Source organism: Companilactobacillus sp. (genome assembly GCF_022484265.1).
Lineage (GTDB): Bacteria > Bacillota > Bacilli > Lactobacillales > Lactobacillaceae > Companilactobacillus.
The window spans coordinates 319858-333797 of sequence record NZ_JAKVLR010000001.1 but is presented as its reverse complement, the minus strand read 5'-3'; the positions used below and the strand labels follow the sequence as shown (position 1 = coordinate 333797).

Genomic DNA, 13940 nt, shown 5'->3' with positions numbered 1-13940 from the left:
CCTAAATAAAGTTGTATGGCTCAGTATTAACTTGAGACTGAATAATGTTGAGGTCCCAGTGGTAGTCGTTTGACCAATCCGAAAGTTTATGTGCCATTTTTTCAATAAAGATTGCTTCAATATGATGTCCAGGATCAATTACATTCAGACCGTTAGACATCATATCGTGTGCAGTGTGATAGTAAACGTCGCCAGTGATGAAGGTGTCCGCATTAGCTTTGATAACTTCAGGATAAAACTTGCCTGCATCGCCACCAATTAGTGCTACTCGTTTAACTTTTTGCCCGCGTTCTGACTTAACATAACGTAAGTTCTGAAGTTTGAAAGTATCACGAACCTTTTTGGCAAAATCCAACAAGTCCATTTCTTCAGCAAGAACTCCGACACGACCAATTGAATAGTCATCATCAGGATCTAAATATCCTGATGTTTTGATTTCGACGTTTTCTCTTAAACGTTCCATTAACCAATCATTCATGCCGCCGTGGGCCTTATCTAAATTAGTATGCGAAGCATTAACTGCTATATTGTTTGCAAGAAGATCACGGTACATTTGATTTTGTGGAGAAGCTAAATCAAGATTACGTGCTGGATGAAACATGATTGGATGATGAGCCAAGATCAAGTCGACCTTGTTGTCAATTGCCTCTTGAACGACTTTTGGACGTACGTCTAAAGTTGTCATAACAGTTTTAACTTCTTTTTGACGATCTCCCATTTGAAATCCTGATGGATCTCCTTCCATCTTGATGCTTAATGGTGCAAAATCTTCAATCTTATTTAAAATATCTTGAACTTTAACCATTACAAAATCTCCTCAATATACTTGATATAATCATTCATTTGAGCAATTTTTGTTTCATCGATCTCTTTAGCATTGTGCATATTAGCAACAGCCTTTTGATAACCGTTTAGTTTTCGAGTCCATTTTTGGATGAATGTTTCTGACCTTTTTGTCATCAAAATTGGTCCCATTAATAACTGAGCTTCTGTCAATTTTTGAATTTGCTCAGATTTGTTTGCTTTGATTATCTCATAGACGTGGTTTTCGTCCTCAATAATGTCTTCATCGACAATTTTGAAACTGTGAGAAATCAACCACTGTCTTACCAAAGGCTCTCCAATATTTGGCTGCAAGATCAATGTCTGGACATTACTTAATTGATCTGTGGTTGCTCGCGTCAAAATATCACTGATCAAGATTCCACCCATACCGGCAATTACGACGGTATCGATGTTATCTTGAGCCTTGATCACAGCCAATCCGTCGCCGAGACGAACGTCGATTTGTTCAGAAAGTCCAAATTTTTTGACATCGGCTAAAGATCTATCGCGAGGTCCTGGCGCAACTTCTCCGGCAATAGCGAAATTAATTGTTTTGTCGGTGATTAATTCGACAGGTAAATAGGCGTGATCAGATCCAATATCGGCCAATCTTACGTTTTTGTCTACCATTTTAGAAACTGCGTTTAATCTTTTTGATAAAAGTGTCACTCTATTCTGTCACCTTGTCTACAGACTCTCTATCCTTATCTGTCATATATTCACGTGTCATTGGCAAACTGCTGCCGCTGGCACCGTTAGTTAGGAGATATTGAATTACATCAATATTGCCACTTTCAAATGAAGCAGCACAGGCTTGCAAGTATAGATCCCACATACGTACAAATCTTTCGCCGTACATATCATTAACTTGATCTTCAACCTTCAAGAAATTATGATGCCAAATTTCGACAGTTTTTTGATAATGACGACGTAATGGTTCAATATCATCAATTTGTAATTTTGCATCCATGATGTGACCAATATTTTCTTTAATGTCAGGAATATAGCCACCTGGGAAAATGTACTTAACTAGCCATGGATCCACTCCGAGGCCTTCGTGTTGTCCAGTGATACCGTGAATCAAAGCAGTACCTTGTGGCTTCAAAAGTTTCTTGACAGTCTTGAAGTATCCCTCAAGATGTTTTTCACCAACATGTTCAAACATACCAACCGAAACGACATGATCGAAAGTTTCGTTGATCTCACGGTAATCTTCAAGAATAACTTCCATTTGATCTGTTAAGTTTTCTTCTTGGATCTTGTTGTTAACAAAGTCATATTGTTCTTGGCTAAGTGTTACACCTTTAGCCTTCAAACCATATTCTTTAGCTGCAGTGAACATCATTGTTCCCCAACCACAGCCAATATCAATGATAGTTTCACCAGGTTTAGTATTTAGTTTATTTAAAATATGGTGAACTTTGTTTAATTGTGCAGTCTTCAAATCATCTTCAGGAGTTCTGAAGTATGCACATGAATAAGTCATGGTATCGTCTAACCATAGCTTGTAAAAATCATTACCGATATCGTAGTGTTCTTGGATCTCTTTTTTGTTGTTTTCCTCTGAATGACTGAACTTTGGAACAATCTTCTTTAATTTTGTACTGGACATAAAACTATCAGACTGAGTATAAGCAGATGTGATGAGTTTTTGGATTGATCCTTGGATCTCAATATCCTTATCCATGTAAGCTTCCCCAAGAGTCAAAGTAGCATGTTTAACAACCTCAGATATTGGAACTTGTTTGTTAAACTTGATCGTTATGTCAGAGTTTCCTTCTGGTCCATAGTGTTTTTCTTTACCATCCCAGAAAATAACTGTTATTGGAATAGTAAATGAACGCTTAAAAATTTGATCGTAAATCGTTTTATCTAACATAAAAATCCTCCAAAAATTGAATATATTTATTGTAAATCAAATCATTGAAAAACAAAAATATTTGTTAATATTTCAGTAATTAATCGCTCATTTTTTTCAGATCTGCGATTCTTTTTTCTAACGGTGGATGAGTTGATGTCAAATTTTCGAAAAATGCTGAAACACGCTGGAAGTACTTTTTATTAGTTTTATTACCTTTGCTAACATTAAAATATAAAGCCGAATATTGATCGGATAAATTGGTTGAATTGGTCGTCGGATCATGAAATGAGTCATCTCCAACTGCATAATATTCAGTTTCATATCTTTGCAACTTTTCTAATGCATGCAGCAACCCTTCTGGATTACGCGTCAATTCAACGCTGGAAGCGTCAGCTAAACTCTCACGATTTCTAGAAAAGGCATATTCAATCAAAATTGCTTCTGGATACAAACATGCACCAATCACGATTCCAGCACTTAAAATTACCACTCCAAAAAAGCTGATCACCAGATTAAGGATCATGGACCAAAAGCCCTTGGTATTTACAAAAAAGTTGTACACTAATCCGAAACCAGCAAACAGCAATGCTTTGGTGGTTAGATGCATTAAGTGTCTCAAACTAAAAAACATCGTTGATAAACGAATGTCATAATTTTTGATGTGTGAAAGTTCATGCCCTATTACACCCTCTAATTCTTCATGATTCATTAATTTCAACAAACCTGTTGTCACAGCAACCGCGGAGTGTTCAGGATCATGTCCGGTCGCAAATGCGTTGGGATCAAAATCATCAATAATATAGATCTCTGGCATTGGAAGACCTGCTGCCAGTATGAGTTCATCAACGATATTGTATAATTCTGGCGAATCTTCATGGTCGACCTGCACGGCGTTATTTTGATCCATGATAAATTTCGTTCCATATCGGTCCATATACCAGCAATATAGACAAGCAAATAGGAAAAACCCGATGCCAAACATAATAGCTCCTGGAATAGATCCAGAAAAAAATGTGATCACTGCACCAACTACAGCTCCGACTAAACTAAACAGTATGATAAAGACAATTATTAAGATAACGGTTGCCCGTTTATTTTTATCAATTTCAGTGTACATTTTGACCTTCCCCGTAAGCCAATTTTGAATATAATTTAATTATAGTCAATTTGTTCAAATATAAATACTAAAAAAAGCCATTCGAAAATTATCTTTTCGAATGGCTTATATTAATATTTTTATTCAAGGAAATCCTTCAATTGTTTAGATCTTGAAGGGTGACGAAGCTTACGTAATGCTTTAGCTTCAATTTGACGAATTCTTTCACGAGTAACGCCAAATACCTTGCCGACTTCTTCAAGAGTTCTTGTACGACCATCATCCAAACCGAAACGAAGACGTAAAACGTTCTCTTCACGGTCAGTGAGCGTATCAAGAACATTTTCAAGTTGTTCCTTCAACAATTCGTAAGATGCATGATCTTCAGGACTAGTTGCATCAGAATCTTCAATGAAGTCACCAAGATGTGAATCGTCCTCTTCACCAATAGGAGTTTCCAATGAAACTGGTTCTTGAGCAATCTTCAAGATATCACGAACTTTAGTTGTAGGCATATCCATTTCAGCACCAATTTCTTCAGGAAGTGGTTCACGACCAAGATCTTGTAGCAATTGACGTTGAATTCTGATCAACTTGTTAATTGTTTCGACCATGTGAACTGGAATACGAATAGTTCTAGCTTGGTCAGCAATTGCACGCGTGATAGCCTGTCTGATCCACCAGGTTGCATAAGTTGAAAACTTAAATCCTAGACGATAATCGAATTTTTCAACGGCCTTCATTAGACCCATGTTACCTTCTTGGATCAGATCCAAGAATTGCATCCCACGTCCAACGTATCTTTTGGCAATTGAAACAACCAAACGCAAGTTGGCTTCAGCTAAACGTTGTTTGGCTTCTTCGTCACCTTGTTCGATCTTCAAAGCCAGGTCAACTTCTTGTTGAGCGTTTAACAAAGGAACACGACCGATTTCCTTGAGGTACATCCGAACCGGATCGTTAACCTTGATATCTGCAGGTGCTGCAGTATCTTTCTTTGATGGAGCCTTTTCGTCTTTCTTTTCTTTCATCAAAGCCAGTTTACTTGGGTTTCCATCTTCATCAACGACTGAAACACCTTTGTCTTGAAGTTGTTCCAAAGTATCGTCTAAAGTTTCGTCTTTAAGTGAGAAAGGTTTGATCAAAGTTGAAGTCAATTCTTCTTCAGTGATTTGACCTGCTTTCTTCTTATCCTTAATAACTTTCTTAATAGCTGATTCTAATTCTTTACTTGATTTAACGACTTTCTTTGTCTTTGATACTGTTGTTTTCTTTGTTGCCATATATTAATTCCTCCAGTATACATTTAATCGTTTGATAACAATTTTCTAACGTTGATCAATTTCTGCGCTAATTCAAGCTGCAGTTTGTTATCCCCGACCATAGCGGCTTTTTTGAGTTGACGATTGATATCTGACAATTGAAATTCAAGACCTGAGTTTTGAATATTATAAAAATAGTCATTAATTTCGTCGTCGCTGTACATGCTTGGCATTTCTTTAAAAGTAATGTCAGAGACAATATTGCTGCTATCTGAATCGAGTACGTTTGAAAATTGTGCCGGATCGATTTCCTTATCTTCCAATCCGTGAGAATGTTCGTAAGCAATCAATGCATCAAAGATTTTTTGATAGCTAGAATGGACAAACTCAAAGTCATTGCTTGAAAGACGAACCCTAATTTCGGGATAATCAAATGCCCAATACAACAAGTTTCGTTCGGATTTCTCAATTCGATCAAACTTTTGTGGGACATTTGCAGTTGATTCGGCTAATTTAGCTTTTTGAACATTTTGGTAGTTATTTGCAGGTTTGGCTAAATTCTGCTTGCGCTTGACGATCGTCATTTGTGCGTTGACGATGTCTTTGGTGAGATTTAACTCATCTGCTAATCTGCCAACATACATATCGACCTCAACTGGAGATCTTAATTTAACGATCTCTTGCAACGCTTGATCCAAGAATTTCATCTTGTCACGATCGTTTGATAAATTGTAATTTCGTTTGAAGTAATTGAGGATAAAAGAAATCGGCATTTGAACAGAATTATCAGTCAATTGTCTAAATTTCTCAGCACCCTCACTGCGAATGAATTCGTCAGGATCTTTTTTGTCGGGGATACTAATGACGCCGTATTCGAATCGATCATCGTTTAATTGCGTCAAGGCACGATAGGTCGCTTCAACACCAGGATCATCACCATCGTAGCAAACATTTATCTGATCAGTTAAACGACTCAGTGAATATAACTGTTGATCAGTCAAACTAGTACCCATTGAAGCAACGCCGTTTGTTACTCCAGCTCGATAGGCACTCATGACATCCATAAAACCTTCAAACAAAATAACGCTTTTCTTATCACGAATACTCTTTTTGGCAAGATCCAAATTAAATAAAGTTTTACCTTTATCAAAAATTGGTGTCTCTGGACTATTCATGTACTTGGCAATACCTTGTGCTTTATTCAAGATTCGACCAGAAAACGCAATAATATGTCCAGTTTCATCCTTGATTGGAATCATTACTCGATCACGAAAACGGTCGAATATCTCACCATTCTCGTTTTCAGCAAATAATCCCGATTTGCGCAAAGTTGATTCATCAATATCACGATCTTTGAAAAATTGTAGCAAGAGATTGGAATTGTTTGGTGCATATCCAATATCGAAAGTATTGATCATTTCATCATCGATATTACGATTATGAAGATACTTCAGAGCTTGAGTCCCACCTTCAGTTTTTGTCAAAACGTGGGAATAAAGTTTAGCAACATCCTCATACATCGTCAGATAAGTGTGATGCTGTGAATTATTGGTCGATTGACCTCCACCTTGAAATTCACTAGGAACGTTGATATTACTCATTTCCGCAACTTCAATTACAGCTTCTGGAAATGACTTTTGTTCTTCTTCCATGATGAATTTGAAGACGTTGCCGCCTCGTCCACAACTGAAACAATGAAAAAACTGTTTTTCTTCTGAAACTGAGAACGATGGCGTTCTCTCTTCGTGGAATGGACATAAGCCCATCAGTTGCTTTCCTTGTTTTTTCAGTTGGACGTATCGACTGATGACATCAACGATATTGGTCTTTGAGGAAACTTCATTAATGAATTCTTCAGGAATTCTTGTTGCGATTGCAGTCACCCCCTCAAAATTATTGATCGTACGTTTGATCAAGCAAGTGGAATGAAAATAAAAAAGTGCTCCCGTTAAAAAAGTGCATAGCGGGACCACTTCGCACTTGTCAAATTTTTATTATACACGGATTAATATAAATGTCACGCATTTTCACTACAAAATCCAAAAAAAACCACGGCCGATTGAGCCGTGGTTAAATCATCGTATGTAAATGATTATTTGATAACTATTTTCGAGAAGTCACCTAGTCTAACAATTAAATTGTTAGCAATAACTAGCTGAGTCAAACGATTTTTCTTGATATCTTCGTTCTTGTCCATAATCATATTCTCTTCAAAATAACTATTGATAACATCTTTTAAGGCTGTTAAACGATCATATAATTGGCTAACGTCTCTTATATGATCATCATAGATTTTTTGAATACCATCTGCTAATTGCGTCTCGGATGGATGTTCAAATAATGATGAATCAACTTTCAAGTCCTTGCTGTAACGGAAATCAGCTTTTTTAGCCAAGTTAACGATACGACTCAAGGCTTCCATATTAGTCTTAAAGTCGGTATCTGCAACGTGTTTTTGAAGTACATTAGCTGTACTGATCATGACGATTGGATTCAAAATACTACCTGAAGTTGCAGCATCAATAATGTCGTTTCTAACTGAAGTAGTATTTAAGAATTGGCGAATACGATCGACCATAAAGCTCTTCAATTCTTCTTCATTAGCATTTAGATCAAGATTTGCCGGAACTGTTACGTGTTGAACCAAATAACCCTGCAAGTCGTCAAGGTTCAATGACCAGTCATATTTATCTAAGATACGGATAATTCCGTAGGCTTGACGTCTTAGTGCATATGGGTCATTTGATCCACTAGGAATCAAACCAACTGCGAAAAATGTTTCGAGTGAATCTAACTTACTTGCAATTGATAATGTGGCACCAACTTTAGTATCTGGAAGTTCTCCATCTGATGATGATGGCATGTAATGTTCACGAATTGCTGTCGCCACACCATCGGTTTCACCCATGATGTTAGCGTATTTTTCACCCATAACACCTTGTAATTCAGGGAATTCATCAACCATGTTAGTAACAAGGTCAAATTTGTAAATATCGCTAGCTCTAAGCAAATCTGTCTTTTCTGTGTCACTTAGTTTGAACAAGTCTGCTAAATGGTCAGCAATTTGATGAACACGTGCCATTTTTTCATACATTGTACCAATCTTAACGTGGAAGTTAACTGTCTTAAGTTTTTCAACGTAATCAGCAATAGTCTTCTTTTGATCTTCTTTGAAGAAGAAGTCGGCATCCTCTAGTCTGGCAACTAAGACTTTTTCATTACCCTTAATGACGTTTTCGATATATTCTGAATTACCGTTTCTGACACCAATGAATGCAGGAACTAGTTTGCCAGCCTTATCTCTGACATAGAAATATCTTTGGTTGTCTTTCATTGAAGTAATTAAAACTTCTTCAGGAATTTCTAGATACTTTTCAGCAAATGAGCCGTGGAAAGTAGTTGGAAACTCAACTAAGTTATTAACTTCTTCAAGAAGATCCTCATCAACGTCAACAACCCAATCATTATCATCAGCAATTGTTTGGATTTGATCACGGATGATATTCTTACGTTCCTTAGCATCAACGATAACAAATTGACTACGTAATTTTTCAACATAATTACGAGCATTGTCAATTTCAACATTTCCACCTAGGAAACGATGTCCACGACTAACGCGACCGGACTTGATGTCTAAGATTTGAATTGGAATTTCGACATCATCTAGCAATGAAACTAGCCAATGAATTGGACGGATATATTCAAAATCGTAATTTGCCCAACGCATTCTAGTTGGGAATGTCATTGATTTGATCACATCAGTAATGCCAGTCAAAACATCAGCAACATCTTTTCCGGATTCGTGTTTTTGAATATAAACGTATTCTGTACCTTTTAATTCTTCAAAAAAGATATCGTCAGTTGACATGCCTTGTCCACGTGCAAATCCTTGTGCAGCTTTGGTCCAGTTGCCGTCAGCATCTTGGGCGATCTTCTTTGAAGGACCCTTGGCTTTAACATCAATATCTGGCTGTTTTTCGGACATATCTTTAACTAATAGAGTCAATCTTCTTGGTGTTGAATATTTTTCGATACTAGAGAAAGAAATGCGGTTTTCTTTTAAAAATTTAGCAGTTTTTTGGGCTAATTGATTAATGCTTGGAGTCACGACATGTGCAGGCATTTCTTCAAGTCCAATTTCTAACAGATAATTTTTAGTCATTTGCTTTCTCCTTTGTTGTGGCTTTGTGATTTAGCAATGGGAATCCACGTTTTTCACGCTCTTCGACAAATGCAGCAGCAATCAAATGAGCCATCTTTCTAATTCGTGATAAATAAGCAGCACGTTCAGTAACTGAAACGGCACCTCTAGCATCGAGCAAGTTGAATGTGTGTGAGCATTTCAAGATGTAATCGTAAGCTGGGTGAACGAGACCAAGATCAATCAAACGATGAGCTTCTTTTTCATAATCATTGAAGAAATTGAAAAGCATTTCTTGATTGCTTTCTTCAAATGAATATTTTGAGTGTTCATATTCAGGTTCTTTGAAGATATCTCCATAAAGAACGCCGTCGCCCCATTCCAAATCATAAACTGAGTTAACGTCTTGGATGTATTCTGCCAAACGTTCAACACCATATGTGATTTCACTAGTAACAGGTTTGCATTGAAGTCCACCAACTTGTTGGAAATAAGTAAATTGCGTAACTTCCATTCCATCAAGCCAAACTTCCCAACCAACACCAGCACAACCCATTGAAGGATTCTCCCAGTTGTCTTCAACAAATCGAATATCGTGCTCAAGCGGTTCGATGCCTAAAGCTCGTAATGAGTCTAAGTAATATTCTTGGATATTTTCTGGAGATGGTTTCATAACTACTTGAAATTGGTGATGTTGATACAAACGGTTAGGGTTTTCACCGTAACGGCCATCAGCAGGACGTCGTGATGGTTCAACGTAAGCAGCATTCCAAGGTTCAGGTCCAATTGCACGTAAGAACGTATAAGGACTCATCGTACCAGCACCCTTTTCCGTATCGTAAGCTTGCATCAACATGCAGCCTTTTTCACTCCAAAAGCTTTGAAGTGTCAAAATCATATTTTGAACATCTAACTTCTTTGTCATAATGTCTCCCTTCAGACGTATGAGACGAAAAAAAATCGTCTCTTGCATATATACTTTCAGCATATTGCAAGGGACGATTTCTCGCGGTTCCACCCTAATTCAGGATCAAAGATCCTGCTCTTTATTATTTAATTTAAAATTGCACCATTATGATTGTGGCTTTCACTGTCCCACATCGCTGTCTGTATAACAATAATCATAAGCACTTTTATAACGGTTGTCAATCCTACAAATGCCAACTCTTCATTTTATCAATAAACGTTTTGCTTTTTGGATAATAACCAACAGAGCCCAAATATATGGCATCGATTGCATGCTGAATCAAATCTTTATTGGTTGGCTTAATCTCGATGCTTCTAATCTGATCAATTTCAATTTGACTAAATAAACGAATGAAATAAAGTGTTTTATCTGTCAAATGCAAACGATTTGGGTCTTCTGAAAAGTGTTTTGAACAAATCAAACCACCTAAAACAACTGAAAAATCGAATCTTCCTTCAGTTTCTCCGCCAACAACGCATCTTTGCATATTTGGAGCAACACCAAATACTTTCAAGAGATGCATTTGGACAATATTGACCAAAATCTGAGCGTCTGCACCGTTGTCGATATACATCAGCGTCTTAAAAATGGTTTTGTACCAGTCGTCAGGTAATTTATCATCCATAAATGCATTTTGAACTAGATCAAACAGAAAAGTGGCATAGGCATTCAATTCAATATCTTGAATTATTTGGTCGAATTGTTTGACGTTACTAGCTGAGTTAATATACGACAATCCTTGATCTTTGACTAATCCAGTATAGTCACCATAAGAAAAAGGAATCACTGCCCCGGAAATTTTTGATTTTCCAGTTTGTGTTCCTCTGACTAAAAAAGTTCGATAACCATACTCTTTTGTAAGAATCGTGACTAATGCATCACGCTCTCGATAGCGTTGACGTTTCACGACGATTCCAAAAAAATTGGTCGTCTTATGATTCATTATTTAAGATCCTTAACGGAGTAACCAGCCTTAGACAAGAATAGTGGATCGTCGCGCCAATTCTTTTTAACTTTTACCCAAAGCTTAAGATTGATTTTTTCACCAAGCAAATGTTCGATCTTGATTCTTGAACCGATACCGATGTTTTTAAGCATACTGCCACCCTTACCGATGACAATGGCCTTTTGACTATCGCGCTCAACATAAATGGTTGCTTCAACTTGAAGTTTTCCACTTTCAGTTCTTTGATTCATTGATTCGACGATCACAGCCACTGAATGAGGGATTTCATCACGTGTGTCAGATAATATCTTTTCACGAATGAGTTCCCCAACAATAAAGTATTCAGGGTGATCAGTAATTTGATCCTCGTCATAATACTTTGGACCAAATGGCAAGTGTTCAGTCAAAGAATTGATCAAGTCTTCAACGTTGTTACCGTTAGTTGCCGAAATGGGAATAACTTCAGCGAAATCCATTAAATCTTTATATTCATCGATTTGTGGTGGCATTTCATCTGGATTGATCAAATCAATTTTATTCAAGATCAGAAATACCGGAGCTTTGACATTTGCCAACTCATCAATGATAAATTTATCTCCAGGGCCAGCCTTTTGACCGGCTTCAGTCATGAATAAGACAGCATCGACTTCTTTAAGAGCAGACAATGCAGCTTTATCCATGTATTGGTCCAAGTCATTATGTGGCTTATGGATACCAGGCGTATCCAAGAAAACAATCTGACGCTCATCGTCAGTATAAATTCCTTGAATCTTGTTTCTGGTCGTTTGAGCCTTTGGAGAAGTAATTGCTACTTGTTCTTTAATAATGCGATTCATAAAAGTTGATTTACCAACATTTGGTCGACCAACAATTGCTACGAATCCTGAGCGAAATTTATTATCCATATTAATCCATGTCCTTATCACTAAACGCTAATGGTAGTATTTGTTTAAATTTGTATTCCTGATGATCATTGTCTTTATTTGCGAGAAAAACCTGACCCTCTGGTCCCATGAATTCACTTATGACTTGTCGACAAGCTCCGCAGGGTTTTGACAATTCCTTAGTACCGTTCACAATGATGATTGCTTTAATCTTACGATGGCCTTCGGAAACTGCCTTAAAAATAGCAGTACGTTCAGCACAGTTCGTCAATCCATAAGATGCATTCTCAATATTGACGCCGGTATAAACTTCATTGTCCTCAGTGACGATTGCTGCTCCAACTGAGTAATGAGAATAAGGTGCATAAGCATTTTTCATTGCTGTGATTGCTTTTGTAAATAAAGTTGATTCATCGATTGTCATTTAAATACCTCTTATTTTTTTAAGCCGTAGGCGCTTAGTATCTTTTCTTGAAGACCGATCATAACCTTTTCATCTTCAGGTTTGATATGATCATAACCATTCAAATGCAAAATTCCATGAACAATAGTATATCCAAGTTCGCGGTCGAAAGAATGTTCATATTCATCAGCGTGTTCTTTGACTATTTCGACACTGATAAATAAGTCGCCCAGATCAACTGGCAAATCAGGAATTTGCTGTTCCAAGTAATCCAGTGAGTCTTCTCCGTCATTGATTGCAAAACTGATTACATCAGTTGCCCGATCAACGTCCCGATACTTCTTATTGATCTCATGAATTCCGTCTTTAGTTACGAAATGGATCGATAACTGTGTATTTTCGTCTAATTCAAGTTCATTGGCAGCAAAGTCAGCTAAGTCTTCGACCCATTCCTGACGTTTGTCGTCAATTAAATTATCATCATTAAAAATTTCTAAATCCATATAATTTCCCCGTATTTATTTTTGTTGATCGTCAGTGTCATCGTAGGCATCAATAATTTCAGCAACCACAGGATGACGCACGACGTCGGCCGATGTAAAGTTAACGAATTCAATATGTGGCAAGTTCTGTAAGATTTTCTCAGCTTGAACTAAACCACTACGTCCATGACCAGGTAAATCGATTTGAGTCGCATCACCATTAACGATCATCTTGGAATCAAATCCTAATCTGGTCAAAAACATCTTCATTTGTTCACGAGTAGTATTTTGAGCCTCATCTAAGATTACAAATGATTCATCCAAGGTACGACCTCTCATATAAGCCAGAGGTGCGACCTCAATTACTCCACGTTCCAATAACCTATTTGTATGGTCAGCACCCATAATAGCGTACAGAGCATCATAAATGGGTCTTAGGTATGGATCGACCTTTTCCTTTAAATCACCTGGTAAAAATCCCAGACTCTCACCGGCTTCAACCGCTGGACGTGTTAACACAATACGTTGAACTTGGCCTTTTTTAAGAGCAGCAACCGCCATTACCACGGCCACATAAGTCTTACCCGTACCAGCAGGACCGATACCAAAGGTAATATCATTGTGACGAATTGCATTAACATACTGTCTTTGACCGAAGTTTCTAACTCGGACAGGCTTACCACTATAATCTTTTAAAAGTTCCTCTTTATATAAATCATCAAAGTAGTCTAATGTGCCACGTTCAGCCATCTTTAAACCACTAACTATATCGGCAGATCCAAATGTTATCCCACCGTTTGAAAGCTTAATCAATTTGTTGATCAAGGCAATTGCTTTATCGACACCATCAGTTGAACCTTCAATATCGATTCGATCGCCAAAAGCATGAACTTCGACATTTAATCCTTCTTCGATCAAATGTAAATTTCCATCATTGACACCAAAAATATTCACAGCATCTTGCGGATTGTTTATTTGGATACTTTTTTTAATTTGTTGCTCGTTTTCAGCCAATAAATCACACCCCTGTCATTACCTTGAATGATACCATAAGCACAGTAAAAACTAATAAA

The 13940-nt window shown here is 37.3% G+C and carries 13 protein-coding genes; all 13 read right to left on the bottom strand.

Going from position 1 to position 13940, the window contains the following annotated elements; all coding sequences use genetic code 11:
• Position 1: 1 nt before the first annotated feature.
• The gene (locus tag LKF16_RS01745; protein WP_291468093.1) at positions 2–805 is read right to left on the bottom strand and encodes a Nif3-like dinuclear metal center hexameric protein; all 804 of its coding nucleotides are present in this window, start codon (positions 803–805) and stop codon (positions 2–4) included.
• Positions 805–1494, bottom strand: coding sequence for a tRNA (adenine(22)-N(1))-methyltransferase (locus LKF16_RS01740; RefSeq protein ID WP_291468091.1), 690 nt, complete (start codon positions 1492–1494; stop codon positions 805–807). Before LKF16_RS01740 ends, LKF16_RS01745 begins: the two co-directional genes overlap by 1 nt.
• Before the next feature lies 1 nt (position 1495).
• The gene (locus tag LKF16_RS01735; RefSeq protein ID WP_291468089.1) at positions 1496–2704 is read right to left on the bottom strand and encodes an SAM-dependent methyltransferase; all 1209 of its coding nucleotides are present in this window, start codon (positions 2702–2704) and stop codon (positions 1496–1498) included.
• A 79-nt stretch (positions 2705–2783) separates the two neighbouring features.
• Positions 2784–3803 carry a M48 family metalloprotease gene (locus LKF16_RS01730; protein ID WP_291468087.1) on the bottom strand — a complete coding sequence of 340 codons (1020 nt, stop codon included), beginning with the start codon at positions 3801–3803 and terminating at the stop codon, positions 2784–2786.
• A gap of 119 nt (positions 3804–3922) precedes the next feature.
• Positions 3923–5065 carry an RNA polymerase sigma factor RpoD gene (gene rpoD, locus LKF16_RS01725; protein WP_291468085.1) on the bottom strand — a complete coding sequence of 381 codons (1143 nt, stop codon included), beginning with the start codon at positions 5063–5065 and terminating at the stop codon, positions 3923–3925.
• 23 nt (positions 5066–5088) lie between these two features.
• A complete protein-coding gene (gene dnaG / locus LKF16_RS01720) occupies positions 5089–6927 on the bottom strand; it encodes a DNA primase (RefSeq protein WP_291468084.1) in 1839 nt (612 codons plus the stop codon).
• Positions 6928–7136: 209 nt separating this feature from the next.
• Positions 7137–9206 (bottom strand): glycine--tRNA ligase subunit beta, encoded by a 2070-nt coding sequence (glyS, locus tag LKF16_RS01715; RefSeq protein WP_291468083.1) that lies wholly within the window; start codon positions 9204–9206, stop codon positions 7137–7139.
• A complete protein-coding gene (gene glyQ, locus LKF16_RS01710) occupies positions 9199–10110 on the bottom strand; it encodes a glycine--tRNA ligase subunit alpha (protein WP_291468081.1) in 912 nt (303 codons plus the stop codon). Before glyQ ends, glyS begins: the two co-directional genes overlap by 8 nt.
• 226 nt (positions 10111–10336) lie before the next feature.
• The gene (gene recO / locus LKF16_RS01705; RefSeq protein ID WP_291468080.1) at positions 10337–11095 is read right to left on the bottom strand and encodes a DNA repair protein RecO; all 759 of its coding nucleotides are present in this window, start codon (positions 11093–11095) and stop codon (positions 10337–10339) included.
• A complete protein-coding gene (era, locus tag LKF16_RS01700; protein WP_291468078.1) occupies positions 11095–12003 on the bottom strand; it encodes a GTPase Era in 909 nt (302 codons plus the stop codon). The genes recO and era overlap by 1 nt, the downstream gene beginning before the upstream one ends.
• A 1-nt stretch (position 12004) precedes the next feature.
• Entirely contained in the window at positions 12005–12406 is a 402-nt protein-coding gene (locus tag LKF16_RS01695) for a cytidine deaminase (RefSeq protein ID WP_291468076.1), read from the bottom strand.
• 11 nt (positions 12407–12417) lie between these two features.
• Complete coding sequence (gene ybeY, locus LKF16_RS01690; protein WP_291468074.1) at positions 12418–12888, bottom strand: rRNA maturation RNase YbeY; 471 nt, start codon at positions 12886–12888, stop codon at positions 12418–12420.
• Between the two features lie 15 nt (positions 12889–12903).
• Entirely contained in the window at positions 12904–13881 is a 978-nt protein-coding gene (locus LKF16_RS01685; RefSeq protein WP_291468071.1) for a PhoH family protein, read from the bottom strand.
• Positions 13882–13940 lie beyond the last annotated feature (59 nt).